At 61.9% G+C, this 25,510-nt stretch carries 21 protein-coding genes; 11 read left to right on the forward strand and 10 right to left on the reverse strand.

All coding sequences use genetic code 11. The features are described from left to right. Positions 1–5 precede the first annotated feature (5 nt). The 4 genes from AC07T0_RS09135 to AC07T0_RS09150 are packed head-to-tail and all read left to right on the forward strand — an operon-like array spanning position 6 to position 4,656. Complete coding sequence (locus tag AC07T0_RS09135; protein ID WP_495000855.1) at positions 6–710, forward strand: ABC transporter ATP-binding protein; 705 nt, start codon at positions 6–8, stop codon at positions 708–710. Continuing rightward, on the forward strand, positions 707–1,906 hold the full coding sequence (locus AC07T0_RS09140) for an ABC transporter permease (RefSeq protein WP_495000856.1): 1,200 nt from the start codon (positions 707–709) through the stop codon (positions 1,904–1,906). Before AC07T0_RS09135 ends, AC07T0_RS09140 begins: the two co-directional genes overlap by 4 nt. Beyond that, positions 1,899–3,389: a TolC family protein gene (locus AC07T0_RS09145; protein WP_495000857.1), complete on the forward strand. Its 1,491-nt coding sequence runs from the start codon at positions 1,899–1,901 to the stop codon at positions 3,387–3,389. Before AC07T0_RS09140 ends, AC07T0_RS09145 begins: the two co-directional genes overlap by 8 nt. Then, positions 3,379–4,656, forward strand: coding sequence for an efflux RND transporter periplasmic adaptor subunit (locus AC07T0_RS09150; RefSeq protein WP_495000858.1), 1,278 nt, complete (start codon positions 3,379–3,381; stop codon positions 4,654–4,656). Before AC07T0_RS09145 ends, AC07T0_RS09150 begins: the two co-directional genes overlap by 11 nt. 177 nt (positions 4,657–4,833) lie before the next feature. Here the strand turns inward: AC07T0_RS09150 and AC07T0_RS09155 are convergent, their stop codons facing one another. Both AC07T0_RS09155 and AC07T0_RS09160 read right to left on the reverse strand, forming a co-directional pair. Next, positions 4,834–5,061 carry a hypothetical protein gene (locus AC07T0_RS09155; protein ID WP_495001028.1) on the reverse strand — a complete coding sequence of 76 codons (228 nt, stop codon included), beginning with the start codon at positions 5,059–5,061 and terminating at the stop codon, positions 4,834–4,836. A 130-nt stretch (positions 5,062–5,191) separates the two neighbouring features. Continuing rightward, a complete protein-coding gene (locus tag AC07T0_RS09160) occupies positions 5,192–6,163 on the reverse strand; it encodes a LysR family transcriptional regulator (protein WP_495001024.1) in 972 nt (323 codons plus the stop codon). A 307-nt stretch (positions 6,164–6,470) separates the two neighbouring features. Between AC07T0_RS09160 and argH the strand changes: the two genes are divergently transcribed. The 7 genes from argH (at position 6,471) to AC07T0_RS09195 (ending at position 13,726) form a co-directional block, all read left to right on the forward strand. After that, on the forward strand, positions 6,471–7,898 hold the full coding sequence (gene argH, locus AC07T0_RS09165; protein WP_495000859.1) for an argininosuccinate lyase: 1,428 nt from the start codon (positions 6,471–6,473) through the stop codon (positions 7,896–7,898). Positions 7,899–8,074: 176 nt separating this feature from the next. Beyond that, positions 8,075–8,953, forward strand: coding sequence for an amino acid ABC transporter permease (locus AC07T0_RS09170; protein ID WP_495000860.1), 879 nt, complete (start codon positions 8,075–8,077; stop codon positions 8,951–8,953). Positions 8,954–8,973: 20 nt separating this feature from the next. Continuing rightward, positions 8,974–9,738: an amino acid ABC transporter ATP-binding protein gene (locus AC07T0_RS09175; RefSeq protein WP_103494095.1), complete on the forward strand. Its 765-nt coding sequence runs from the start codon at positions 8,974–8,976 to the stop codon at positions 9,736–9,738. 39 nt (positions 9,739–9,777) lie between these two features. Further along, positions 9,778–10,596: an ABC transporter substrate-binding protein gene (locus AC07T0_RS09180; protein WP_495000861.1), complete on the forward strand. Its 819-nt coding sequence runs from the start codon at positions 9,778–9,780 to the stop codon at positions 10,594–10,596. A 16-nt stretch (positions 10,597–10,612) separates the two neighbouring features. After that, positions 10,613–11,455: a polysaccharide deacetylase family protein gene (locus AC07T0_RS09185; RefSeq protein WP_495000862.1), complete on the forward strand. Its 843-nt coding sequence runs from the start codon at positions 10,613–10,615 to the stop codon at positions 11,453–11,455. Continuing rightward, positions 11,448–12,353 carry a polysaccharide deacetylase family protein gene (locus tag AC07T0_RS09190; protein WP_495000863.1) on the forward strand — a complete coding sequence of 302 codons (906 nt, stop codon included), beginning with the start codon at positions 11,448–11,450 and terminating at the stop codon, positions 12,351–12,353. The genes AC07T0_RS09185 and AC07T0_RS09190 overlap by 8 nt, the downstream gene beginning before the upstream one ends. Positions 12,354–12,553: 200 nt before the next feature. Next, positions 12,554–13,726, forward strand: a complete 1,173-nt coding sequence (locus AC07T0_RS09195; protein WP_495000864.1) for an MFS transporter — start codon at positions 12,554–12,556, stop codon at positions 13,724–13,726. 167 nt (positions 13,727–13,893) lie between these two features. On the opposite strand, the gene AC07T0_RS09200 is transcribed toward AC07T0_RS09195, so the two are convergent. The 8 genes from AC07T0_RS09200 to AC07T0_RS09235 all read right to left on the reverse strand — a co-directional run bounded on the left by AC07T0_RS09200 (position 13,894) and on the right by AC07T0_RS09235 (position 25,478). Beyond that, the gene (locus AC07T0_RS09200) at positions 13,894–15,384 is read right to left on the reverse strand and encodes an efflux transporter outer membrane subunit (protein ID WP_495000865.1); all 1,491 of its coding nucleotides are present in this window, start codon (positions 15,382–15,384) and stop codon (positions 13,894–13,896) included. Then, on the reverse strand, positions 15,381–18,488 hold the full coding sequence (locus AC07T0_RS09205) for a multidrug efflux RND transporter permease subunit (protein WP_495000866.1): 3,108 nt from the start codon (positions 18,486–18,488) through the stop codon (positions 15,381–15,383). The genes AC07T0_RS09200 and AC07T0_RS09205 overlap by 4 nt, the downstream gene beginning before the upstream one ends. Further along, entirely contained in the window at positions 18,485–21,586 is a 3,102-nt protein-coding gene (locus tag AC07T0_RS09210; RefSeq protein WP_495000867.1) for an MdtB/MuxB family multidrug efflux RND transporter permease subunit, read from the reverse strand. Before AC07T0_RS09210 ends, AC07T0_RS09205 begins: the two co-directional genes overlap by 4 nt. Next, entirely contained in the window at positions 21,583–22,887 is a 1,305-nt protein-coding gene (locus tag AC07T0_RS09215; RefSeq protein WP_495000868.1) for an MdtA/MuxA family multidrug efflux RND transporter periplasmic adaptor subunit, read from the reverse strand. Before AC07T0_RS09215 ends, AC07T0_RS09210 begins: the two co-directional genes overlap by 4 nt. Positions 22,888–23,078: 191 nt before the next feature. Next, entirely contained in the window at positions 23,079–23,579 is a 501-nt protein-coding gene (tpx, locus tag AC07T0_RS09220; RefSeq protein WP_495000869.1) for a thiol peroxidase, read from the reverse strand. Between the two features lie 101 nt (positions 23,580–23,680). Next, positions 23,681–24,181, reverse strand: coding sequence for a thiol peroxidase (tpx, locus tag AC07T0_RS09225; RefSeq protein WP_495000870.1), 501 nt, complete (start codon positions 24,179–24,181; stop codon positions 23,681–23,683). 162 nt (positions 24,182–24,343) lie between these two features. Next, positions 24,344–24,838, reverse strand: a complete 495-nt coding sequence (locus AC07T0_RS09230) for a hypothetical protein (protein ID WP_495000871.1) — start codon at positions 24,836–24,838, stop codon at positions 24,344–24,346. A gap of 121 nt (positions 24,839–24,959) precedes the next feature. Further along, positions 24,960–25,478 (reverse strand): GNAT family N-acetyltransferase, encoded by a 519-nt coding sequence (locus AC07T0_RS09235; protein WP_495000872.1) that lies wholly within the window; start codon positions 25,476–25,478, stop codon positions 24,960–24,962. Positions 25,479–25,510 lie beyond the last annotated feature (32 nt).

Raw genomic sequence — 25,510 nt, forward strand, 5'->3', positions numbered from 1 at the left:
CAGCGATGACAGACACAATTGCTCACGAAGGCTTCATCTCCTTGCAAGGCATCGGCAAGCGTTATCGTCTCGCCGAGCAAACACTCACTATTCTCGACAATGTCTCGCTGTCCATCGAGGCCGGTGAAAGCTGCGCCATTCTCGGCGCTTCCGGTTCGGGTAAAAGCACCCTGCTCAATATCCTCGGCCTGCTCGACTTGCCGGACGACGGCCACTATCGTTTTGCCGGCCACGACATCTTTCGCTCCAGCCCCGATCAGTTGGCGGCGATTCGCAACCAGCAGATCGGTTTCGTTTTCCAGAGCTTCAACCTGCTGGCACGTCTCAGCGCCCTGGACAATGTTGCCCTGCCCTTGAGTTATCGCGGTATCCCTCGCGGGGAATCGCTGACGCGGGCCATGGCCATGCTCGAACAGGTCGGCCTGGAACAACGCGCGCACCATCGCCCCGCCGACCTCTCCGGAGGCCAGCGCCAACGGGTGGCGATTGCCCGGGCGCTAGTGGGCGAACCTTCGGTGATCCTCGCCGACGAACCCACCGGCAACCTCGACAGCAGCACCGCCCGGGAAATCATGGACCTGTTACTGGAGCTCAATCGGGTTCGCCAGGTCACGCTGATCATCGTCACCCACGACCCGCAAATCGCCCAGCGCCTGAACCGGCAGATCCGGGTGCATAACGGCGTGATACTCGAGGCCTGCCTGGCATGAGCGTGCAGGTCGAACAAAGTGCCAGCCAGTTGTTCCACGAAGCCTTTGTCAGCCTGAGGACGCTGGGTAAACGCTCGATCCTGGCCTTGCTGGGGATTGTCATCGGCAGTTCATCGGTCATCGCCCTGATCAATATCGGCCATAACGCCGCCCAGGAAGCCTCGGCGATCTTCAAGGACATGGGCACCGACACGCTGTCGGTGCAGTTTCCCGGCAATGCCGATATGCGCACGCCGATGCCGGCGACCCTCGATGGGCTGTCGTTGAGCAAGGCGCTGCCGGGCCTGCTGTACATCGCGCCCATTACCCTGTCCAGCAGCGCGGTGGTGTTTCACGGTCGCGCCAGCAACGCCAATCTGGTGGGGAGCACCGATCAATTGATGGGGGCCATGCGCCTGCAACTGGATGAAGGGCGTTTTATCTCCAACTTCGATTACGACGAAACCTATGTCGTGGTCGGGCACAAGATCGCCCAGGCATTGAGCAAACCCGGTGATCCGCTACGCCTGGGCGAACGCATCCGTATCAACGACTACCTGTTCCAGGTGATTGGCATCGCCCGTAGCCAGTCGCCGGCCATCCTGATTCCGGTGCAGGTCGACGACTCGCTGTTTCTACCCCTTGAGGGCCTGCGACGGATCATGAACGACCCGCAGATCAGCAACCTCATCGTCCGGGTTGCCCCTGGCCAGGACACCAATCAGCTCGCCGAGGCCTTGACCCTGGCCTTGAAGCAGACCCTCAGGGGCCGGGCCGTCGAGGTTCAGGTGCCGCAACAGATGATCGACGGCATGACCCGGCAAAGTCGGACCTTTGGTTACCTGCTGATGGCCCTGGGCGGTATCTCCCTGGTCGGCGGCGGTGTCGGGGTGATGAATGTGATGCTGATGAACGTCTCCGAGCGCCGCCGGGAGATCGGTGTGCGCATGGCGCTGGGGGCGCGGCGCAAGGATATCCGCAACCTGTTTCTGTTGGAGGCAGTCACTCTGACCGCCGTTGGCGCGTTATCCGGTGCGCTGCTGGGCATGTCCGCGGCCTACCTGTATGCGCGGATGTCCGGCTGGGAGTTTTCCCTGGCGCTGCTATCGCTGCCATTGGGGGTCGGTAGCACCCTGCTGGTGGGTCTGTTTTTCGGCCTTTACCCGGCCATTTCAGCCTCTCGACTGCAACCGGTGGAGGCCCTGCGCGATGAATAGACCCCGGCCATGGATGGCGCTGCTGCTCTGCCTGTCGAGCGCCCCGGCGTTGGCCGCCGACAATCTGCTCGGTCAGCCGTCGGCCCCGAGCCTGCGTAGCAATCAGGCCCGCGCTGTCCTGTTGAGCCAGCAGAACACCGACCTGACCCTGGGGGACGCGGTGTACCTGGGGTTGCGCAACAACCGCGGGATTCGCAGCGCCTATCTGCAACGGATCGCGCAAAAGTTCGACCTACGGGTCTCCGAAGATGTCTTCAATCCCAAGCTGTTGATCAGCGGCACCTATCAGGCCAACCGAGGCTCCAAGGACAGCTCACGCAATGCCACTGTCGCGCCGACCACCAGCCTGCTCAGCGAATACGGCACCCGCCTGAGCATGGCCTGGACCCGACAACTGAGCAATGCCGATCTCGCCGGGCGTTATCGCAGCGACGGCCTCGACCTGGCGATCATCCAGCCGCTGTTGCGTGGCGCCGGCTGGGATGTGACCACCGCGCCACTGCGCGTGGCGCGGATTGCCGAGCAGATCAACCGCCTGAGCCTCAAGTCCAGCGTTGCGCAGACCATCAGCGACATCGTCACCGCCTACCGGGAAATGCTCAGGTCCCAGGAGCAACTGACCATTACCCAGGACGCGCTCAAGCGCGCCCGCGCCCTGTTGGAGGTGAACAAGGCGCTGATCGCCGCGGGACGCATGGCCGAGTTCGAAATCGTCCAGACCGAAGCCGATATCGCCACCCAGGAACTGGGCGTCGAAGAAGCCCGCAACCAGGTGGATATCAATCGCCTGTCGCTGTTGCGCCTGCTGGCTCTCGACCTGTCCACGCCGATCCACGCCACCGAGGCGCTGGAAGCCAACCGGGTCAACATCGACAAGCAGGACGCCTTTCGCGTGGCCCAGGTCCAGCAGCCGGATTACCTGGCGTCCTTGCTCGGCAGCCAACAGGCCGACCTTAACCTGGTGATTGCCAAGGACCAGAGTCGTTGGGATGTGTCGCTGGTCGCAGGGGCCAACCAGATTCGCGATCGCACCGACAATGACGCCGGCAACGTGGGCAGCCGCCGTTGGGACAGCTACGCCGGTGTGCAGGTGCAGATCCCCATTGGCGACCTCAGTACACGGCAGGCCGAAGTGCATGCCCGGGTCGATGTCGAGAATCAGCAGATCATCCTTGCCGATGCCAAGCAGGCGCTGGAGCGCAACGTCAATGATGTGGTGCGCGACCTGGGCACCCGCTGGCGGCAATACGAGATTGCCCAGCGCGCCGTCGATCTGTCCCGGCGCAAGCTGGATATCGAGCGAGAAAAACTCAGTGCCGGGCGCTCCAGCAATTTCCAGGTCCTGAGCTACGAAGGTGATTTGCGTAACGCCGAAAACGCCCGACTCAACGCCCTGATTGCCTATCTGAACGCCCAGACCCAGTTGGATCTGACTCTGGGCATGACTCTGGAGAGCTGGGACATTGCGCTTAATGACTACTGATAGAACCAACCGTCGTAAACGCTGGCTGCAAGGCGGCGCACTGGGGTTGCTGCTGGTGGCCGCCGCCGCGGTGATCGGCTACCGCGCCCCCGCTGCCGATCAGCCGAAGAGCGGCCAGTGGATACCTGTTCAGACCGCCCCGCTCATCCATCGGATCGGCCTGGTGGGCAAGATCGAGCCGCAGCAGACCATCACCCTGACGGCGCCCTTCGACGGCAATGTTCGCGCTGTGCTGGTGGAACAGGGGCAGCGGGTTGAGTCCGGACAGACACTGCTGCAGATGGACCCGGCGCAGCTGGAAATCCAGCTGCGCGACGCCTTGTCCGCCCAGCTCAAGGCGCGCCGCGCGGTCCAGGAACTGCAAGACTGGAGCAACAGCCAGCAGGTCGCCCGCTCCCGGCGTTCGCTCAGAGCCGTGGAAATGTCCGTCGGCAACAACGAGCGCAAGCTGCGTGAAAGCCAGACCCTGTTCCAGCGCGGCATCATCGCGCGCAGCGAGTTGGATGATCTGCAGCAGCAACTGCAAACCCAGCGCCTGGACCTGGTGGCGGCCCGGGGTGATCTGCAACAGGCGCTGGACCAGGGCAAGGGCGAATATCGCCAGATCGCCGATATGGAACTGACCAATGCCACGGTCAAGTACGAAGCCTTGCGTACTCTGCTTGAGGGCAAGAATGTGTTGGCGCCGTTTGCCGGCATTGTCGTGCCGGCCCCAGGGGCGACTAGCCCGCAAGGCTCGACAGCTACCAGCTCCGGGCCGGTGCAGAACGGCAGCCGGGTCACCCAGGGACAGGTGCTGTTCGGCCTGGCCAATATCGAACAGTTGAAGATCGTCAGCAAGGTCTCGGAGCTGGACATCAACCAACTGCATCAAGGCCAGGGCGTCGAGATCCTGGGGGATGGTTTCGACGGTGTGCGCCTCGATGGCGCCGTCGACATTGTCAGCAGCCTGGCGTTGCCCAGCGACGCGCCCGGCGGTAGCGCGCAGTTCCCGGTGACGCTCTCGGTACCGAAACTGAGCAAGGAGCAGTTGCAACGGGTCCGACTGGGTATGAGTGCCCGGCTGACCATCATCACCTATCGCAACGACCAGGCGATCGTGCTACCGCCCGCGGCACTCCAGCATGTCGATAACGGTCTGCTGGTGGAATACCGTGAGGCGCTGGATCAGGCGGTCAAGCGAGTGACGGTCAGCACCGGCCAAGCGACCCCGGAAGGCGTCGAAGTATTCGGTTTGCGGCCGGGGTTTGTGCGCCTGCTGGAGTAACGTGCTGATAACTCTTCATCCCTGCTGAAACGCCCTGCGCTTGCTGATGGGGATTCCTGTTGATCAAGGGTTGTCTACCTACAATCAAAGAGGATTTCTGGAAAGCTCCTACGTATATATCCGTAAATATGACGGCTATTAAAATCCGCTCATAACTAGTACCCGGCCACGCCTGCTTTAGACTAAAAAAGTCGAGTTTTTTACCTTGAGTTCTCCCTGCACAGTGCACACTTTCTGTAGAGCAGCCGTCATGTCCAATGAAGATTGCGCCCCGTCCTTGCCTTGCGCCATCGAGGCGAACATTCCCGGCACGCTGGGTGCAAGTCCTGGCAACGGCGTCGTGTCTAACTCGGCGCTGCCTTTGAGCAAGTTGATGGCGCTGCGCGATGCTCTGGTGGCACTCAAGGGCCCATTGTCCGACGAGCCCGGCTTTCGGCAGGTGATCGAAAGTGTGCTGCTCAACAACGAGGTGCATGAACGGGTGTTGGGCAAGCGGGTTCGCGAAGCCACGAGCACGGTGCCCTTCAGTCCCGGCCTACCTCTGCAGCGGCGCCTTGAGATCTACCCCCAGGGCCTGGGCGAACGCTTTGACCAGCGGGCTGCGCGTCGTATTGTGACGCAGGATCAGATTGAAGGGGGTGCGATAGCTGACCCGATCCGGCATCAGGGCCCGCAATAAGCCTTTGGCCACCAGGGGGGCGGCATAGTGCTGCGGCAGGAAGCCGAGAAAACGCCCGGTCTGGACCAGCATGGCCACGGCTTCCACCTGGGACGCCGAGGCGGAAAAACTGTCGTAGGTGACAAAGTCGAGTTTGTCGCGATGAATCGCATAGCGATGGTTGACGAAGGCGTGCTCACGTAGCACTTCGACGCTATTGTGCGCGTCGTCCGAGTCGAACAACGGGTGCCCGACAGCGCAGTAAGCCTCGGCGCGCTCTTCATAGAGCGTGAAATAATCAAACTCTTCTCTTTTCTGATAAACCGGTACTATCCCAACGATATAACGCCCTTCTACAACCCCTCGCTCGACTTCATCTAATTGTGCCGCATGCAAACGAAATCTTACTTTCGGCGATTCGTCATGAATTTTCCGCAGGGCGGCAACTAAGGGTGAATTAGCGTCCGACAGGGTGTTGTCCACGACGCCCACACTCAGGTCGCCGATCAGTTCATTTTGAGCAGAACTAAGTCGGTCACGAAAGTTGTCGACCGAAGCAAACAAATCAATCGAGGCCTGATACACCAGGCTGCCCTCTTCGGTCAGGCAAAAGCCCTCCCGTCCTCGAGTGCACAGGCGCATGCCAATGCGGATTTCCAGGTCGGAAATCTGCTTGCTGATGGCGGCAAGCCCCACATTCAGCTCATTCTGGGCCGCGCTGAAGCCTCCGGCCTCGACCACCGCCTTGAACACCTTGAGTAACTTGAAGTCCAGTCCACTGAGGGCCAGGGGCGCTCGGTGTCCAGGTTTCGGCGCCGGGTTTCCAAAATTGGAAAGCTGGGTTTCCATCATACTTATTGACCTCGAACCGCATATTCAACAGGCTTAGCTCCACAAGAAAAACGTCGCCGGTCAATAATAATGAACACAGAAAACCGGGCTTGGCAACCACCGCTACTTTTTGCCAATCAGCCATCCCTCGCTGATTGCCAGTGTTTAAAAGCCAATCTTTTGTACTTGTAGCTGTCCACGAGCGGCGCCTACAAGGATTCGTAATCTGCCCTCCTGATAAGTGCATGACCTTGACCCTGACCCTCCCCGGACGGTTGGCGGCGGTCGTGCAGCGAACCCTTCATCTGAGTGAGGAAAAACAACAATGGCTCAAGCCACCGACCGTCTCTGGGGTGCCCGTTTCAAGAGTGGTCCCGCCGCCGCCCTGGCCGCCCTCTCCCGCTGCCCGGATCGCTATTTCCGTCTCACTCCCTATGACCTCGCCGGTTCCCGGGCCCATGCCCACGAGCTGCAACGGGCCGGCCTGCTCGACGAGCAGGAAACCCTGCGCATGGTCGAGGCCCTGGACCGTATCGGCGAGGATTTTCGCGCCGGCCGCGTCGCGCCGACCCTCGACGACGAGGACGTGCACACCTTTATCGAGCGCCTGCTGACCGAGCGCCTCGGCACCCTGGGCGGCAAACTGCGGGCCGGGCGTTCGCGCAACGACCAGACCGCCAATGACCTGCGCCTGTTCCTGCGTGACCATGTGCGCACCCTGACGGTGGAAGTCCTGGCCCTGCAACAGGCGCTGGTCGAGCAGGCCGAGCAGCATGTGCAGAGCATCTGCCCGGGCTTCACCCACTTGCAGCAGGCCCAACCGATCGTCTTCGCCCATCACCTGTTGGCCCACGCCCAGGCCATGTTGCGGGATGTCCAGCGTCTGGTGGACTGGGATGCCCGCACGTCGCTATCGCCCTTGGGCGCCGCGGCCATGGCAGGTTCCGCCATTGCCCGCCAGCCGCAGCAATCGGCCCGCGAAATGGGCTACAGCGGGGTCTGCGAAAACTCCATTGATGCGGTGGCCAGCCGCGACCATGTCGCCGAGTTCCTGTTTGTCGCCAGCATGCTCGGGATCAATATCTCGCGCCTGGCCGAAGAGTTCTGCCTGTGGTCGTCCCGGCAGTTCCGCTGGGTCGCGCTGGACGACGCCTACGCCACCGGCAGTTCGATCATGCCGCAAAAGAAAAACCCGGATATCGCCGAGTTGGCGCGGGGCAAGGCCGGCCGTCTGATCGGTAACCTGACCGGGCTGCTGTCGACGCTCAAGTCCCTGCCGCTGTCCTATAACCGCGACCTGAGCGAAGACAAGAATGGTGTGCTCGACAGCGTCGACACCCTGCTGCTGGTGCTGCCGGCCATGGCCGGGATGGTCGCGACCATGACTGTCAACGTCGAGGAGCTGCGGCGCCAGGCGCCCCTGGGCTTCACTCTGGCCACCGAGGTCGCCGACTGGCTGGCGGTGCGCGGCGTGCCGTTCAAGGAGGCCCATGAAATCACCGGTGCACTGGTCAAGGCCTGCGAAGCCGGCGATCTGGAACTCTGGGAAGCGAGCCCGGCGCTGTTGGCCGAGATCGATCCGCGCCTGACCCCGCAAGTGCGCGACTGCCTGACCCTGGAAGCCGCCATCGCCGCCCGTAGCGGTTGGGGCGGAACGGCGCCGGCGCAGGTACGCGAACAGATCGTCCGGTTGAAAGTCGCGCTGCAGGCACAGCGCCAATGGGCCGCCGAATACGCCGGTCTACGGGTGTAACAAAGCTTGGAAAACACTGAAACTCCTGTGGCAGCGGTGCTTGGTCCGGGCGGCGTTCCGACGAAGCTGTTGGCGGACTTGAGGGCCCTTTCGCGGGCAAGCTCCGCTCCCACGGTGAAGCGACAGTGTTCAATAGAAACAAGGCGGCGCCCCAGCGCCGCACACGGAGAAACACCATGAGCCAATCCCAGGCAGAACGCTTGCTCGCTGAGCGCAAACTGGCCGAGAACCAGTTCGATATCACCCAGTACGAACACGTACCGCGGCGCTATTACGGACGCATTTTCTTCGCCACCCTGATCGTCGTCGCCCTGGTCGGGTTGGTCCGGGCCTTTGCCCAGGGGCAGATCGAATGGTCCTATATCGGCCAGTTCCTGACCGCCAAGGCGATCCTCACCGGTCTGCTCAACACCATTATCATGGCGATCCTGGCCATGGCCCTGGGCGTGGTGTTCGGGGTGATCACGGCGATCATGCGCATGTCGGCCAACCCGATCCTGCGCTACGTGGCGATCACCTACACCTGGCTGTTCCGCGGCACGCCGCTGATTCTCCAGCTGTTGCTGTGGTTCAACCTGGCGCTGATCTTCCCCAGCATCGGGATTCCCGGGGTCTTCCAGCTCGATACCGTCAGCCTGATGAGCCCTTTCGTCGCCGCGCTGCTGGGCCTGTCCATCAACCAGGGCGCCTACACCGCCGAAGTGGTCCGCGCCGGCCTGCTGTCGGTGGACACCGGCCAGTATGAAGCCGCCAAGTCCATCGGCATGCCGCGACTGCAAGCCCTGCGCCGGATCATCCTGCCGCAGGCCATGCGCATCATCATCCCGCCCGTGGGCAACGAGTTTATCGGTATGGTCAAGATGACCAGCCTGGCGAGCGTGATCCAGTACTCGGAGCTGCTCTACAACGCCCAGAACATCTACTACGCCAACGCCCGAGTCATGGAGTTGCTGATCGTCGCCGGGATCTGGTACCTGGTCGCCGTCACCGTGCTGTCCTTCGGCCAGAGCCGCCTGGAACGGCGTTTTGCCCGCGGCGCCGGCAAGCGCTCGTAAGTGTCCTGGAGAATTCGAACATGAGAAGCATCATCAAGGCTGTCGGCCTGAACAAATACTACGACTCCTTCCACGCCCTCAAAGATATCAACATCGAGGTCGAGCAAGGCGAAGTGCTGTGCATCATCGGCCCCTCCGGTTCCGGCAAGAGCACCCTGCTGCGTTGCGTCAACCAGTTGGAAAAGATCGACAAGGGCGGTCTCTGGGTCGACGGCGAGCTGGTGGGTTACCGCATCGCCGGCAACAAGCTGCATGAACTCAATGAAGCGCAGATCGCCCGCCAGCGCCTGGCCACCGGCATGGTGTTCCAGCGTTTCAACCTGTTTCCGCACATGACCGTGCTGGAAAATATCATCGAAGGCCCGGTTCAGGTGCTCAAGCGCTCGCCCAAGGAGTCGGTCGAGGAGGCCCTGGAGTTGCTGGCCCGGGTCGGCCTGGCGCACAAGCGCGACAGCTACCCGATCGAGCTGTCCGGCGGCCAGCAGCAACGGGTGGCCATCGCCCGAGCCCTGGCGATGCGCCCCAAGCTGATGCTGTTCGATGAACCCACTTCGGCACTCGACCCGGAATTGGTCGCAGAGGTGCTGTCGGTGATGCGCGACTTGGCGCAGACCGGCATGACCATGATCGTCGTTACCCATGAACTGGGCTTCGCACGCGAAGTCTCGAACCGCATGGTGTTCATGGATGGCGGCCAGATCGTGGAGGAAGGAAGCCCCGAAGAACTTCTAATAAGTCCACAAAATCCGCGCACCCAAAGCTTCATTTCTGCCGTTCGAACCTAGGTTCCCCTGGACCTTCACAACATTCATAAGAGAACGACCATGAAGAATTTCGTCATTCCCGCAGTACTCGCCGGCCTCATGGCTTCCAGCTTTACCTGGGCCGCCGAATTGCCCGCCAGCATCAAGGCCAAGGGCGAGATCGTCGCCGCGATCATGCCCAACTACCCGCCGATGGACTTCAAGGACCCGGCCAACAACGAGCTCACCGGCGTCGACTTCGACCTGGGTAACGCCCTGGCACAGCATATGGGCGTGAAAATGAAGTGGCAGGAAACCTCTTTCGAACAGATGATCAACGCCCTGACCACCAAACGCGTGGACATTGTGCTCTCGGGCATGACCGACACCGCCGAGCGCCAAAAGGCCGTGGACTTCGTCGATTACTTCACCAGCGGTTCGCAGTTCTACACCCTGGAGAAGAACAAGGACATCAACGAGATGACCGATATCTGCGGCAAGACCGCCGGTACCAGCCGTCGCACCACCTTCCCGGCGGAAATCGCCGCCTGGAGCAGCGCGCACTGCCCGGCCGACAAGCCGATCAAGGTGATCGGCACCGAAGGTTCGGCCGACGCCCGCGCGCAGCTGCGCCAGAGCCGCATCAACGTTGCCGTGCAAGGCAGCGAGACCCTGCCGTACCTCGCGGCCCAGGAAAAGAACACCTTCAAGATCATCGGCACGCCGATGGTGGTGCAGTTCTCCGGGATTGGCGTGAGCAAGGAAAATAAGGAACTGCGTGACGCTATCCAGGCGGCCCTGCAAGGCATGATCGCCGACGGCAGCTACCAGGCCATCCTGAAGAAATGGGACCTTTCGGTCGGTGCCGTCGATAACATCGCCGTCAACAAGGGCCAGTAAACAGGAGCCGCCACTCATGTCCTCGACCCCGACCTGGCCGGATGGGCACAAAGCCTGCCTGGCCCTGGCGTTCGACCTCGACGGTCCCACCGGTGACGCCATGCTCGATGGCTCAATCTGGCACAAGCCCGAGTACTTCGGTTTTGGCGGTTACGGCCCATATCGGGCGTTGCCGCGGATTCTCGACCTGCTCGACGAGTTTCGCCTGCCGACCACCTTCTTCGTCCCGGCCTGGGTCGTGGAAAACTGGCCCCGGCAATGCCAGGCGATTGTCGAACGCGGACATGAAGTGGCCTACCACGGCTACAAACACGAATCCTTCTACGCCCTGACGCTGGACCAGCAGCGGGACGTGATGAACAAATGCCGCGAGGTGTTCTGGCAACACCTGACCATCCGTGCCGAGGGCTTTCGCACGCCCTCCGGCGACTGGCGCGCGGAAACCCCGGCGATGCTGGTGGAAGCCGGGGTGACCTACTCCAGCAGCATGCGCGGTGACGACCGGCCTTACCTGGTGCAGGTACCCGGCCATGCGCAACCGCTGGTGGAAATCCCCGGCCGCTGGGAGATGGATGACTACGCTTCCATCGCCTACACCCGCGAGCCGAATTTTCCGTCCGGGCTGGACCGCACGGCCAGCTATGAGCTGACCCTGGATAACTGGTGCCGGGAGTTCGACGGTGCGGTTGACGAGGGTCTGTGCCTGACCACTCTGTTTCACCCCAAGATCACCGGCAAGCCGGGGCGCATCCTGCTGCTGGAACGGTTGTTCGAGCATATGCGCGAGCGCGATGACGTCTGGTTTGCCACCGGCCGCGATGTCGCCCATTGGTGGCTGAAGGAGCATCATCATGGCTGAGTTGCAACGTCCCGCGTTCCAGAGTCCATGGCCGGCGCCGTATCGTTGTGCGGTAGTCATTACTATTGATTACAACGATATACACGGCATTCTTACCCAAGCACCTGAGGTTGCCGGGCGCGACAAGAGCCTGTCGGTCTGGCGCTATGGCAGCCAGCGCGGGGTCGAGCGTCTGCTCGGTTTATTCGAGGAATTAGGGGTGCGCAGCAGTTGGTGCATCCCGGGTATCGTCGCCGAGGAACAGCCGGCGCATATCCAGGCGATCCAGGCTGGCGGCCATGAAATCGCCTGTGCCGGATATCGGCACCAGAACTACGACAGCCTGACCCTTGATGAGCAGAAGACCGCGCTGGCACAAGGCTGCCAGGCTCTCGCGGCACTGACGGGTGAGCGGCCGAAGGGCTTTCGGATTCCGGCCGGCAATTGGTTACCGGGGTTTACCGAGGCCTTACACGACGAAGGCATCCACTGGTCGTCCTCCTGGCGTGGCGATGACCTGCCCTTCGCCCATCCGACGGCACCGCAGGTCATCGAGCTGCCGATGCACTATGAGCTGGAGGACGAGCCCTACTTCGCCTTCAACCTCAGCCCGGCGGTGCCTCCGGCGCAATCGCGGATCGCTTCCTACAGCCATACCCTGGGCAACCTGCAGATGGACTTTGCCGGCTTCCATCGCTTCGGACTGTGCTACGTGCTGCGCCTGCACCCGGAAGTCATTGCCACACCGGGGCGTATCGGTGTGCTGCGGGAGTTGCTCAAGGGTATTCAGCAACACGACGACGTCTGGATTGCCACGGGCGCCGAAGTGGCCCAGTGGTGGGACGACAACGGTCGCGCCATGACGGCGGACCATCCGGCAGCGGTTTATGAGCGCCACTACCGTAACTACCTGGCGTGACTTTGCAGCGTTCTTGAGGGCCTCTTCGCGGCGGTACGGCGGTCCGACAAGCTCCGCTCCCACAGAATTTGTGTCGTACATAAAATCTGCGCTCGACGCACATCCTGTGGGAGCGGAGCTTGCCCGCGAAGCTTTTAGCGATCTTGAGTTCGTGCGGCGAAAGACAGAGACGTTTCTAAAACAAGGATATAAGCACCACCGTGGCCACCTACTCCCTCGTTATCCGCCGGCTGATGATCTGCTCCGTGACCATCGTCGTCAGCCGTGCCATCACCAGTCCGCTGCTGACCCTGTTCCTCAGCAGAAAGCTCGGGCTGAACCAGCAGGATGTCGGCCTGCTGATGGGGATCGCGGTGTTTATCGCCACCCTGCTCTCGTTGTACGGCGGCTATATCATCGACCGCCTGGAAAAACGCCGGCTGATGATCCTCGCCATGCTCTCCAGCGGCATCGGGTTCACCCTGCTGACGTTCGCCCATGACCTGTACCTGACCACCCTGACCCTGGTGATCACCGAAACCGCGTCGGCGCTGTTTCTGATCGGTTCCAAGGCCATCATCAGCGAGAACCTGCCGATCAACCAGCGGGCCAAGGTCTTTTCCCTGCGCTATACCCTGACCAATATCGGTTACGCCACCGGCCCGATGCTTGGCGTGGTAATCGCCGGCGTGCAGCCGCTGGCACCGTTCCTGATCGCCGCCGGCATCGCCTTTGGCAGCATTTTTCTGATGCTGGGCATCACCCCGACCGCCCCGGCCCAGATCGGCAAGGTGCAAAGTTTCGTCAACACCCTGGTGACGTTGCGCAACGACCGGACCTTGATCCTGTTCACCTGCGGCAGCCTGCTGAGCACCATTGTCCATGGCCGCTTCACTCTGTATCTGTCGCAGTACCTGCTGGTGACCCACAGCAACCAGGACGCCCTGACCACCTTGTCGGCGATCCTGGCCTGCAACGCCATCAGCGTAATCCTGTTGCAATACCAGATCGGCCGCTTTCTCAAACGCGAGCAGCTACGCTACTGGATCGCCATTGGCACCAGTCTGTTTATCGTCGGGCTGATCGGTTTCAGTTTTGCGCAGAACCTGCTGACCTGGTGCGCGGCGATGTTCATCTTCACCCTTGGGGAGATGATCATTTACCCGTCCGAATACCTGTTCGTCGACACCATCGCCCCGGAAGAGCTACGGGGCAGCTACCTGGGCGCCCAGAACCTGGCGGCCCTGGGCGGGGCGTTGAGCCCGGTGATCTGCGGTTATCTGCTGATCCATACGGCGCCGGGGACGATGTTCTATGCCCTCAGCGGGCTCACAGCCATTGGCGGCAGCCTGTGTTTTCTGGCTGGGCGCGGGGTGCGCTCATTGCACAGGTGAGGCCGGGTGCGGTTTCTTCAGATAAGGGCTTTGTGATTTTTAGGGCCTCTTCGCGGGCAAGCTCCGCTCCCACACAGGATCTGCGTCGAACACAGATTTTGTGTGGGAGCGGAGCTTGCCCGCGAAGGCGTCAATAAGACCACCATCAAACCCAAGCCAAATACCGATCAGCGTTTGGCATTCAGATCGGTATGACCATCCCAACCGCCGCCCATCGCCGCGATCAACTGGACGCTGGCGATCAACCGGCTCTGCAGCAAGGTCAGCACGCTACGTTCGTTGGTCAGCGCCGTGGTCTGCACCGTGACCACATCCAGGTAAGTGATCAGGCCGGCCTTGTACTGGTTATCAGTCAAGCGCAGGGATTCCCGGGCTGCGTCCAGCGCCTGGGCCCGCACCGCCGCTTCGTCTTCCATCACCTTGAGCTGGACCATGTAGTTCTCCACTTCGCGCAAACCATCGAGCACGGTCTGGCGATACTTGGCCACGGTCTGGTCGTACACCGCCTCAGTGCGGTCCACTTCCGCCGACCGCTGGCCACCGTCGAACAAGGTGGTGGCCAGTTTGGGTCCCACCGACCAGAAACGGTTTGGCAGGCTGATCCAGTTTTGAAAGGTACTGCTGCTGTAGCCGCCGGACAGACTCAAGGTAAAGTCTGGATAATAAGCGGCCTTCGCCACGCCGATATTGGCATTGGCCGCGATCACCGAACGCTCCGCCGAGGCGATGTCCGGGCGTCGCTCCAACAGTTGCGACGGTATGCCCAACGGAATCGACGGCAAGACCGGAACACGGGTGGTGGCGGCCAGCTGGAATTGTGCCGGAGGTTGTCCGATCAACACGGCAATGGCGTTTTCAAACTGGGCCCGTTGCCAGATCAGGTCGATCAGGTCGCCCTGGGTACTCTTGAGCTGGGTCTGCGCCTGGGCGATCGCCGATTTGCCGGAAACGCCAAAGCGGTACTGGCTTTCGGTGTTCTTCAACGAACGCTCATAGGCCTGCACCGTGGCTTCAAGCAGGCGTTTCTGTTCGTCGATCACCCGCAGTTGCAGGTAGTTCTGCACCAGGCTCGACTGTTGGCTCAGGCGCATGGCCGCGAGGTCGGCAAAGCTCGCCTGGGCACTGGCGTCATTGGCTTCCAGGCCGCGGCGCAGCTTGCCCCAGATATCCGCCTCCCAACTCACCCCGAGTTGGGCGTTATAGGTGTCGAGAATGCCGCTGGATGAACGGCTCAGGCTTGAGCTACTGCTGCCGGTACCCTGGCTGGAACGGGTTTTTCCGGCACTCAAGTCGACACTTGGAAAGAACGCCCCACGGGAGCTCTTGACCAACGCCAGGGCCTGGCGGTACTGGGCTTCGGACTGCGCCACGGTCTGGTTGGCACTATTGAGTTTTTCCACCAGCCCATTGAGCGTCGGGTCACCATACAGCTCCCACCAGGCGCCGCGGGCCAGCGAGTCACTCGGCTGGGCCTGACGCCAGCCGGCGGCTTCCTTGTATTGCGCCGGCGAAGCGGCGTCCGGGCGCTTGTAGTCCGGGCCCACGGCGCAGGCACTGAGCATCAGCCCGCACAAGGTCAGGCTCAGCAGGCGTGAACCACGGACGGTCTCCAGATGTTGGGCGGCCAGAGGCACTTTGCATTGCGATTGATCAGTCATAGCTGAGTTTCCAGAGCACCATCAGTGCGTACGCCACGCCACGTGTTGAAACGGTGGCGCAAACGGTCGAGATAAAGGTAAACCACCGGGGTGGTGTAAAGCGTCAGGACCTGGCTGAAAATCAACCCGCCGATAATGGTCAAGCCCAGGGGTTGGCGCATTTCCGCGCCTTCGGCACTGCTCAGCAGCAAGGGCAAGGCGCCGAGGATCGCCGCCAGGGTGGTCATCAGGATCGGCCGCAGGCGCAACAGGCAGGCCTGACGAATCGATTCCAGTGGATCGAGGCCCGAATGGCGCTCCAGTTGCAGCGCCAGGTCGATCATCAGGATCGCGTTCTTTTTCACCACGCCAATCAGCAGGAACAGGCCCAGCAGCGAGATCAGGCTGAACTCGCCGCCCAGCAGGTAGATGCTGAGCAACGCGCCGACCCCGGCCGATGGCAGCGTCGAGAGGATGGTCAACGGGTGGATATAGCTCTCGTAGAGGATACCCAATACCAGATACACCGCCACCAGCGCGCCAAGGATCATGAACGGCTGGCTTTTCTGGGTCGCGGCAAAGGCGTCGCTGGTGCCAGCCAACTTGGCGATCACCGCCTCGGGCAAGCCAAGCTTGGCAATGGCCCGCTCGATGGCGGCGGTGCCCTGCTCCACCGTCACCCCGGGAGCCATGTCGAACGACAGGCTTTCGGAAGCGAACTGGCCCTCGTGATCGACCCGGTCGTCTTGCAGGCTGTTTTCATAATGGGCGATGGCCGACAGCGGAATACGCTGGCCGCTTGAGCCGATGACCTTGACCTGATTGAGGGTTTCCGGCGACTGGGCGTATTTCGGGTTGATCTCCATCACTACCTGATACTGGTTCAGGGTGTCGTAGATGGTGGAAATCTGCCGCTGGCTGTAGGCGTTGTTGAGCACCGTCGTGACCGTGTTCATGTCCACGCCCAGGCGTTTGGCGGTATCGCGGTCGACCACCAGTGTGGTCTGCGGAGCCCCGCGGCTTTCCCGTGCATCGACGGCGGTCAGTTCCGGCAGGGCCTTGAGTGCCGCGACCACTTTCGGGTACCACTCGCGCAACGCACCGAGATCGTCGCTTTGTAGGATGTAGGAGTACTGCGCGGTTTGTTGCTCGCGACCGCCACCAAACTGCAGGTCCTGATCGGCCATCAGCATCAGTCGGGCGCCGGGCACCTTGGGCATTTCGTCGCGCAGGCGCTCGATGACCTTCTGCGCCGAGACATTACGCTCCTTGATCGGCTTCAGGCGCACCAGCATGAAGGCATTGTTGGTACCGTTGTTGCCGCCGATAAACCCGGCCACGCTTTGCACCGCCGGGTCAGCCAGCACCGCCTTGCGGAAGATTTCCATCTTTGGCTGCATATTGCCGAACGACATGCCATCGTCGCCGCGGACGAAACCGATCAGTTGCCCGGTGTCCTGCTGTGGCAGAAAGGTTTTCGGCACCACCACGTACAGGGCAATGTTCACCCCGATGGTGACGAACAGGCTGAGCAAGGTCAGGCGCTTGTGCCGCAGGACCCAGTCGAGGCTGACGGCATAGGCCGCGATCATCCGTTCGTTGGCCTTTTCGCTCCAGCGTTGCAGGCGGCTCGGCTCACCCGGTCGGTGCGGCTTGAGCCAGCGCGCGCAGAGCATCGGTGTCAGGGTCAGGGACACCACCAGCGAAACCAGGATGGAGGCCGCCAGGGTGATGGAAAACTCGCGAAACAGGCTGCCGATGATCCCGCCGATGAACAGGATGGAAAGGAACACCACCACCAGCGACAGGTTCATCGAGAGCAAGGTGAAGCCGACTTCCTTGGCCCCCAGGTACGCGGCCTTCATCGGTGGGATGCCGTCGTCGATATGCCGGGAAATGTTCTCCAGCACCACAATGGCATCGTCCACCACCAGCCCGGTGGCCAGAATCAAGGCCATCAGCGACAGATTGTTCAGGGAGAAACCATAGAGGTACATGACGGCAAAGGTGCCGACCAGCGACACCGGCACCGCCAGGGTCGGGATCAGCGACGCGCGGAAGTTGCCGAGGAACAGGTACACCACCAGCACCACCAGGGCCACGGCGATCAGCAGGGTCATCTCGGCCTCGTGGAGCGTGGCCTTGATCACCGGCGAACGGTCCATGGCCAGGTTCAGCTTGACGCTGGCCGGCAACACCGCCTGCAAGGCCGGCAACTGGGCCTTGATCTCGTTCACCGTCTCGATGATGTTGGCACCGGCCTGGCGGTTGATCACCAGCAGGACCGCCTCGTCATTGTTGAAGAAACCGGCGTTGTAACGGTCCTCGACGCTGTCGCTGATCTTGGCCACATCCCCCAGGCGCAAGGCCGAGCCATTCTGGTAATGGATGATCAGCGGTTCGTAGTCCTTGGCTTTTTCCAACTGGTCGTTGGCCTGCACCTGCCAGTTGCGCTCGGCATCCTCCAACGAGCCCTTGGGCCGGCGCACGTTGGCGTTGGCAATGCTGGTGCGCACCTCGTCCAGGGCCACACCGTACTGGTTGAGCGACTGTGGTTCGAGTTCGATACGCACGGCTGGCAGCGAACTGCCACCGATCTGCACCTCGCCCACGCCCGGGACCTGGGACAGGCTCTGGGACAGGATGGTCGAGGCCAGGTCATAGAGCTGGCCCTTCTGCAACACCTCGGAGGTCAGCGACAGCACCATGATCGGCGCCTGCGACGGGTTGACCTTCTTGTAGGTGGGCATGCTGCGCATGCCGCTGGGCAGCAGGTTGCGCGAGGCATTGATCGCCGCCTGGACTTCCCGCGCCGCGCCGTTGATATCGCGGTTGAGGTCGAACTGCAGAATCACCCGGGTCGAACCCTGGCTGGAGCGGCTGCTCATGGTGTTGATGCCGGGAATCACCCCGAAGGAGCGCTCCAGCGGCGTGGCGACGGTGGAGGCCATGACTTCTGGACTCGCGCCGGGCAGGCTGGCCTGGACCACGATCACCGGGAAGTCTATCTGCGGCAGCGGCGAAACCGGCAGCAGGCCGAAACTCACGCCCCCCAGCAGGACAATCGCCAGGCTCAGCAGTATGGTCGCTACCGGTCGGCGGATAAAAGGTCCCGAGAGGTTCATGTCTCCACCTGCTCAAGCAGGCTCGAATGCCGCCCCCAACGCCGCCCCAGGCGGTCGAAGTACAGGTAGATCACTGGCGTCGTGAACAAGGTCAGCACCTGGCTGACCAGCAGCCCGCCGACCATCACCAGACCCAGGGGTTGCCGCAACTCAGCACCGGAGCCGGTGGCGAGCATCAACGGAATGGCGCCGAACAGCGCCGCCAGGGTGGTCATCAGGATCGGCCGGAACCGCAACAGGGCCGCCTGGTAGATCGCCTGCTCCGGGGCCATGCCCTGGTTACGCTCGGCATCGAGGGCGAAGTCGATCATCATGATCGCGTTTTTCTTGACGATACCGATCAGCAGGATGATACCGATAATGGCGATCATGCCCAGGTCGTTGCCGCTCAGGATCAACGCCAGCAAGGCACCGACCGCCGCCGAGGGCAAGGTCGAGAGAATCGTCACCGGGTGGATGTAGCTCTCATAGAGCACCCCCAGCACGATGTACATGGTCACCACCGCCGCCAGGATCAGCAACAAGGTACTCGACAGCGAGGCCTGGAAGGCTTCGGCCGCGCCCTGGAACTGGGTCTGCACGCCAATTGGCAGGCCGATTTCCTGCTTCACCTGGTCGATGGCCTGCACCGCCTGCCCCAACGCCACGCCGGGCGCCAGGTTGAACGACATCATCACCGCCGGGAACTGGCCGATGTGGGAGATGGCCAACTGCGCCTGACGCTCCTCGACACGGGCCAGGCTGGACAGGCGCACCTGCCCGCCGCTGGTGGTCTTGACGTGGATCTGTTCCAGCGCCTGCGGCCCGATCTTCTCCCCCGCCTGGGCTTGCAGCACCACGCGGTACTGGCTGGCCTGGGTGTAGATGGTGGAAATCTGCCGCTGGCCAAAACCGTCATACAGCGCGTCGGTGATATCCGACACCGCCACGCCGAGGCGCGACGCCGCGTCCCGGTCGATCACCAGGTAGACCTGCAAACCCTTGTCCTGCAGGTCGCTGGCCACATCCGTCAGTTCCGGGCGCTGAGCCAGCGCGTCCACCAGCTTGCCGCTCCACTCGGCGAGCAGGTCGGCGTCCGGCGAGGACATGCTGAACTGGTACTGGGTACGGCTGACCCGATCTTCGATGGTCAGGTCCTGCACCGGCTGCATGTACAGGCGGATCCCCGAAAGCTTGTCGACTTGCGGCTGCAGGCGGTTGATCACCTGGGTGGCGGTCAGGTCGCGCTGGTGGCGGGGCTTGAGGTTGATCAGCAGGCGGCCGCTGTTGAGCGTGGCATTGTCACCGTCGACGCCGATATAGGACGACAGGCTTTCCACATCCGGGTCGGCCAGGATGACCTTGGCCAGTGCCTGTTGTCGTTGGCTCATGGAGGCAAAGGACACCGACTGCGGCGCTTCGGAAATCCCCTGGATCACCCCGGTGTCCTGCACCGGGAAGAAACCCTTGGGCACCATCATGTAGAGGAACACGGTCAACGCCAGGGTCGCGACCGCTACCAGCAAGGTCAGCGGCTGGTGGTTGAGTACCCAGCGCAACTTGCGCGCGTAAGCTTCGATCAACCAGTCGATCCAGGCGCCACTGGCCCGATAGAAGCGGCCCTGCTCTTCAGGCTTGGGCTCGCGCTTGAGCAAGCGCGCGCACATCATCGGCGTCAGGGTCAGGGACACTACCAGGGAAATCAGGATGGCCACGGCCAGGGTGATGGCGAACTCGCGGAACAGCCGTCCGACCACATCGGCCATGAACAACAGCGGTATCAGCACGGCGATCAGCGACAGCGTCAGGGAAATCAGGGTGAAACCGATCTGCTTGGCGCCCTTGAGCGCCGCCTGCATCGGACTGTCACCCTCTTCGATGAAACGCGAGATGTTTTCCAGCATGACGATGGCATCGTCGACCACAAAGCCGGTGGCGATGGTCAGGGCCATCAGGGTCAGGTTGTTGACCGAAAAGCCTGCCAGGTACATCACGCCGAAGGTGCCGATCAGCGACAACGGCACGGCGACCGAAGGAATGAGGGTGGCGCTGGCCCGGCGCAGGAACAGGAACGTCACCATCACCACCAGGGCGATGGCGATCAACAGCTCGTGTTGTACGTCTGTGACCGAGGCACGGATGGTCTGGGTGCGGTCGGTCAGCACCTTGACCTCGATACCCGCCGGCAGATTGTCGCTGATGGAGGGCAGCAGCGCCTTGATCCGGTCCACCACCTCGATGACGTTGGCCCCGGGTTGGCGCTGGATATTCAGCAGCACGGCCTGGTGCTCGTTGGCCCAGGCGGCCAGACGCTCGTTCTCGGCGCCGTCGACGATCTGCGCGACATCCTTGAGCCGCAGCGGCGCACCGTTCTTGTAGGCCAGGATCAGTTCGGCGTATTCCTTGGGCGAACGCAACTGGTCGTTGGCATCAAGCATCGACACCCGGGTCGGGCCGTCGAAGTTGCCCTTGGGCTGGTTGACGTTCGAGGCGCCGATCAGCGTACGCACATCCGCCAGATTCAGGCTGTTGGCCGCCAGGGCTTCGGGGTTGACCTTGATCCGCACCGCCTGGCGCTGACCGCCGGCAATGCTGACCATGCCGACGCCGCTGATCTGGGCGATTTTCTGCGCCATGCGGGTGTCGACCAGATCGTTGAGCTTGGGCAACAGCATGGTTTTCGAGGTGATCGCCAGGGTCAGCACCGGGGTGTCCGCCGGGTTGACCTTGTTGTACACCGGTGGCGCCGGCAGGTCCTTGGGCAACAGGTTGGTAGCGGCATTGATCGCCGCCTGGACCTGCTGCTCGGCGACATCCATGTTGATGTCAAGGTTGAAGCGCAGGGTCAGGATCGAGGCTCCGCCGGAACTGGTGGAGGCCATCTGGGTCAGGCCGGGCATCTGCCCGAACTGGCGTTCCAAGGGCGCGGTGACCGCACTGGTCATTACATCGGGGCTGGCGCCCGGGTAGAGGGTCATCACCCGAATGGTCGGATAGTCGACCTGGGGCAATGCCGATACCGGCAACAGCCGGTAGGCGATGATGCCGACCAGGACAATGGCCAGCATGCTCAGGGTGGTCGCTACCGGACGGAGAATGAACAGCCGCGAGAGATTCATGCGCCGACCTTTTTCGCCTTGCCGACGTCAGCCGGTGCCTTGGCCGCCGAGTCGTCCTTCAACTGCCCGGCGGGCGCCTTGGGCACGTCCTGGACGTCATTGACCACTTCCACCTCGCCGCCATCCTTCAGTCGGTCGGTGCCTTCCAGGACCACACGGTCGCCGACGGCCAGGCCGTCCTTGATCACCGTGACATTGCCGTCGCTGGCGCCGACTTTCAACGGGCGGATCTTGACCTTCTTGTCGCCGTCCATGACATAGGCGAAGGTGCCATCGTTGCCGAACTGGATCGCCGCGCTCGGTGCCAGCACCACGTTTTTCAGGGTGTCGGCGAGCAGGTGCACATTGACGAACTGGTTGGGGAACAGACTCTGTTCGCGGTTATCGTAAAGCGCCTTGAACTTGAGGGTACCGGTGGTGATGTCGATCTGGTTGTCGATGCTCTGCAGCACACCGCTGGCCTGTTGTTTCAGGTCGCCACGGTCCCAGGCTTCGGCGGGTAATTTCGCCCCACCGTGATAACGCGTGAGCACGGTGTCGAGGTTGTTCTCCGGCAAGGTGAACGCGACGCTGATCGGCTGGGTCTGAGTGATGATCACCAGTATCTGGCTGTCGTTCGCCGCCAGCAGGTTACCGACGTCCAGTTGACGCAGGCCCAGGCGCCCGGAAATCGGTGCGCGGATCTTGGTGAAGTCCAGGTTCAGCTTGGCGGTGTCGACCGCACCCTGGTTGGCCTTGACCGTGCCCTGGTACTGCATCGCCAGCGCCTCGGCGGTGTCCAGGGTCTGCTTGGCGATACTGTCTTCGGCGAACAGCCCGCGGTAGCGCTGCACATCGACCTGGGCGTTCTTCAATTGCGCCTGGCTTTGCAGGAGCGTGCCCTGGGCCTGGAGCAAGGCGCTTTCGTAGTTGCGCGGATCAATCTCAGCCAGCACATCACCGGCCTTGACCATCTGGCCTTCCTGGAAGTGGATCTTGACCAGTTGCCCGGCCACTTGTGTACGCACATTGACCGTGTTGAGCGCGGTCACTGTCCCCAGGGCCTTGTAGTACACCGGGAAGTCCCCCACCGTCGCCGGCGCCACCCGTACCGGCACCGGGCCAGCAGAGGCGCCGAAGCCCGGACGCGCCATGCCCGATTTGCCCGTATGCGCGACGGACTTGGCTTGCGCACCCTTGTGCTGCACGCCTGACGGCCAGAAATGCCAGCACAGTGCGCCGATAATCAACAGGACCAACAGGCCGAACAGCCAGCGACGAGATGTGTGGGAAACAGACGATTGCATGGAGTGATCAACCATTGTGCGCGAGAACTTCTTTTTGGGGAGGCTGCAAGATTAAGCACTGAATTGTTTCAGGCAAAGCGCCTTTACCGGCAATTTACCTTGGGATGACTTTCCTCAGTGTTCAGGTAAAACACTGAAGCACAAATAAAAACGGCCTGGACAGGGTCAGGCCGTGAATAATTGTAAACCCCTTGTATCAGAGCCGTTTATTTCAGAACCGCGAGTGCCGCCTCGTAGTCGGGTTCCTGGCCGATATCGGCCACCAGCTCGCTGTACAGCACCTGGTCATGGGCATCGAGCACCACCACCGCGCGGGTGGTCAGGCCTGCGAGGGGACCGTCGGCGATTTCCACGCCGTAGTCGCGCATGAACTCGCGACCGCGCAGGGTGGACAGATTGACGACATTGTCCAGGCCTTCGGCTCCGCAAAAGCGCGCCTGGGCGAACGGCAGGTCCGCCGAGATGCACAGCACTACGGTGTTTTCCAGCTGGTTGGCGCGCTCATTGAACTGGCGCACGGACTTGGCGCAGGTCGGCGTGTCGACACTGGGGAAGATATTCAGCACCTTGCGCTGGCCACGGAGGCTGCCCAGGGTGATATCGGAAAGATCCTTGGCCACCAGTGAAAATACCGGAGCCTGGGCGCCGGGTTGCGGTAACTGGCCATTGATCTGAACCGTTACGCCCCTGCGAGTGACTTGAGCCATGTGCTTGCCTCCTTGTAAACGCCAAACCCCGTGGGAGCCGGCTTGGCGGAACGCCTCACCGCGGCGATAGCGGCATGCACCGCCAACCGACTCCTTTGCCGTTACTTCAGGACAGCCAGGGCTGCTTCGTAGTTAGGCTCTTCGGCAATTTCCTTGACCAGTTCGCTGTGCAGCACCTTGTCGTTTTCGTCCAGCACGACGACGGCACGCGCGGTCAGGCCAGCCAGTGGGCCGTCAGCGATTTCAACGCCGTAGTCATGAATGAACTCGCGGCCACGCAGGGTGGACAGGTTCAGAACGTTTTCCAGGCCTTCGGCGCCGCAGAAACGCGCTTGGGCAAACGGCAGGTCAGCGGAAATGCACAGCACCACGGTGTTGGCCACTTCGTTGGCCTGGGCGTTGAACTTGCGCACCGAGGTCGCGCAGGTCGGGGTGTCGACGCTTGGGAAAATGTTCAGCACTTTGCGCTTGCCAGCATAACTGCCCAGCGTGACATCAGCCAGACCCGCGCCTACCAGGGAGAACGCAGGAGCCTGGGTACCGGCCTGCGGCAGTTGACCGTTGACCGTAACCGGGTTGCCTTTGAGGGTGACTTGAGCCATGAGCTGAATCCTTCTAAATGGTTGCGCTGAAAAGGCCGGAGTTAAACACGAGAATGCCACCCGACCTATGGGGTAGACAAAGTGTCACAGGATTTGCGACCCGGCAAACCCCTCCCGGGATTTTTTTGTCGTGGGAATCCGAGCGTGTCCATGCCGGACGTTTCAGTGATATTCGCGGGGAATCAAACTCTGCAACTGCAAGGCCAGGAAGTCGGCATCGAACACATTGATGTCCGGGTCCTTGAGGCCATTGGTCTTGCGCCACTGCCAATCGCTGGTACCCGGCACGGCCACCAGCGAAACGCTGCCATGCCGCGCCGCCATGTGCCCCATGACCGCCAGGGAAATCGCGCCGCCGCTGCCCATCACTTCCGGGACGAACTCCATCATTTTCCCGGCGATGTGGATCGTCAGTTTCTGGGTCTTGAAGGTCGAGGCCTCCACCGTCAGGTTGGGACCGAAGGCGACATAGGCTTCGCGCTGCGTCTCCAGCAGGTTCGGGCTCTTTACCGGTTCCAGCCACTGTTCCATGCGGTCGAACAATTCGGCGATGCGCGCCGTCCAGTGCGCCGATTGCTTTTCGAACAGTTGTTTCTTGTGTGTTTCAGTATCGGCGTAGTGCCGAAGCATTTCCCCCAGTTGCTGTACACCATTCATTGGAGCGCTCCTCGGGTGAACCTGAATCGAAGACTTGATCATGGCAGATCGCACTGCGGGGCGTGCGATTAACTCATGACCAAGCGCCGCTGCCGCCAAAGGTTCGGCGCAGGTCCGATGTTCAGGTCGGGCGACGGAACCGCGCCATGTTCAGGGTATTCACCAGAGCACCGTCGCGAATCGCGTAGTCGCGCATCACGCCCTCCTCCTCGAAACCGAACTTGCGATACAGCCCCTGGGCGGCGGCGTTGTCGACATACACCGTCAACTCGAGGCGTTGCAGGTTCATCCAGTTGTCGGCCACGTCCAACACCGCGGCCAGCAGTTTCGAACCGACGCCTTTGCCCTGCCAGGCCGTCGCCACGCCCATGCCGATGGTGCCCGCATGGCTGCGGCGTACCCGTGTGTATTGCTCCAGTGAGCAACTGCCGATTACTACGCCCTGATGCAGCGCTACCAATGAAACCAAGCGTTCGTTGTCCTGGCGCTGGATCAGTCGCTGGCGCCAGACCTCGGCAGACTGAAAGGGCATTTGCAGCACCTGGCGACAGACGGCAGGCTCGTTGTAGAGCGCGGTTATACCGTCGACGTGGGCTTCGCGGAAACGCTCGATGACGATAGCGGGAGTGTTGGCAGGCATCGTTTTTTCATCCATAAAAATAACCAGAGCAG

Source organism: Pseudomonas sp. GW821-FHT04D07, assembly GCF_059420225.1.

What these genes read in the sequence shown, in the direction of transcription:
- AC07T0_RS09185 (WP_495000862.1), top strand. Translation starts at nt 10,613, where the DNA reads ATGTCCTCGACCCCGACCTGGCCGGATGGGCACAAAGCCTGCCTGGCC.
- AC07T0_RS09200 (WP_495000865.1), bottom strand. Translation starts at nt 15,384, where the DNA reads ATGACTGATCAATCGCAATGCAAAGTGCCTCTGGCCGCCCAACATCTG.
- AC07T0_RS09215 (WP_495000868.1), bottom strand. Translation starts at nt 22,887, where the DNA reads ATGGTTGATCACTCCATGCAATCGTCTGTTTCCCACACATCTCGTCGC.
- AC07T0_RS09160 (WP_495001024.1), bottom strand. Translation starts at nt 6,163, where the DNA reads ATGGAAACCCAGCTTTCCAATTTTGGAAACCCGGCGCCGAAACCTGGA.
- AC07T0_RS09230 (WP_495000871.1), bottom strand. Translation starts at nt 24,838, where the DNA reads ATGAATGGTGTACAGCAACTGGGGGAAATGCTTCGGCACTACGCCGAT.
- AC07T0_RS09190 (WP_495000863.1), top strand. Translation starts at nt 11,448, where the DNA reads ATGGCTGAGTTGCAACGTCCCGCGTTCCAGAGTCCATGGCCGGCGCCG.
- AC07T0_RS09180 (WP_495000861.1), top strand. Translation starts at nt 9,778, where the DNA reads ATGAAGAATTTCGTCATTCCCGCAGTACTCGCCGGCCTCATGGCTTCC.
- tpx (WP_495000869.1), bottom strand. Translation starts at nt 23,579, where the DNA reads ATGGCTCAAGTCACTCGCAGGGGCGTAACGGTTCAGATCAATGGCCAG.
- AC07T0_RS09175 (WP_103494095.1), top strand. Translation starts at nt 8,974, where the DNA reads ATGAGAAGCATCATCAAGGCTGTCGGCCTGAACAAATACTACGACTCC.
- AC07T0_RS09140 (WP_495000856.1), top strand. Translation starts at nt 707, where the DNA reads ATGAGCGTGCAGGTCGAACAAAGTGCCAGCCAGTTGTTCCACGAAGCC.
- AC07T0_RS09170 (WP_495000860.1), top strand. Translation starts at nt 8,075, where the DNA reads ATGAGCCAATCCCAGGCAGAACGCTTGCTCGCTGAGCGCAAACTGGCC.
- AC07T0_RS09235 (WP_495000872.1), bottom strand. Translation starts at nt 25,478, where the DNA reads ATGCCTGCCAACACTCCCGCTATCGTCATCGAGCGTTTCCGCGAAGCC.
- AC07T0_RS09150 (WP_495000858.1), top strand. Translation starts at nt 3,379, where the DNA reads ATGACTACTGATAGAACCAACCGTCGTAAACGCTGGCTGCAAGGCGGC.
- tpx (WP_495000870.1), bottom strand. Translation starts at nt 24,181, where the DNA reads ATGGCTCAAGTCACCCTCAAAGGCAACCCGGTTACGGTCAACGGTCAA.
- AC07T0_RS09205 (WP_495000866.1), bottom strand. Translation starts at nt 18,488, where the DNA reads ATGAACCTCTCGGGACCTTTTATCCGCCGACCGGTAGCGACCATACTG.
- AC07T0_RS09135 (WP_495000855.1), top strand. Translation starts at nt 6, where the DNA reads ATGACAGACACAATTGCTCACGAAGGCTTCATCTCCTTGCAAGGCATC.
- argH (WP_495000859.1), top strand. Translation starts at nt 6,471, where the DNA reads ATGGCTCAAGCCACCGACCGTCTCTGGGGTGCCCGTTTCAAGAGTGGT.
- AC07T0_RS09210 (WP_495000867.1), bottom strand. Translation starts at nt 21,586, where the DNA reads ATGAATCTCTCGCGGCTGTTCATTCTCCGTCCGGTAGCGACCACCCTG.
- AC07T0_RS09145 (WP_495000857.1), top strand. Translation starts at nt 1,899, where the DNA reads ATGAATAGACCCCGGCCATGGATGGCGCTGCTGCTCTGCCTGTCGAGC.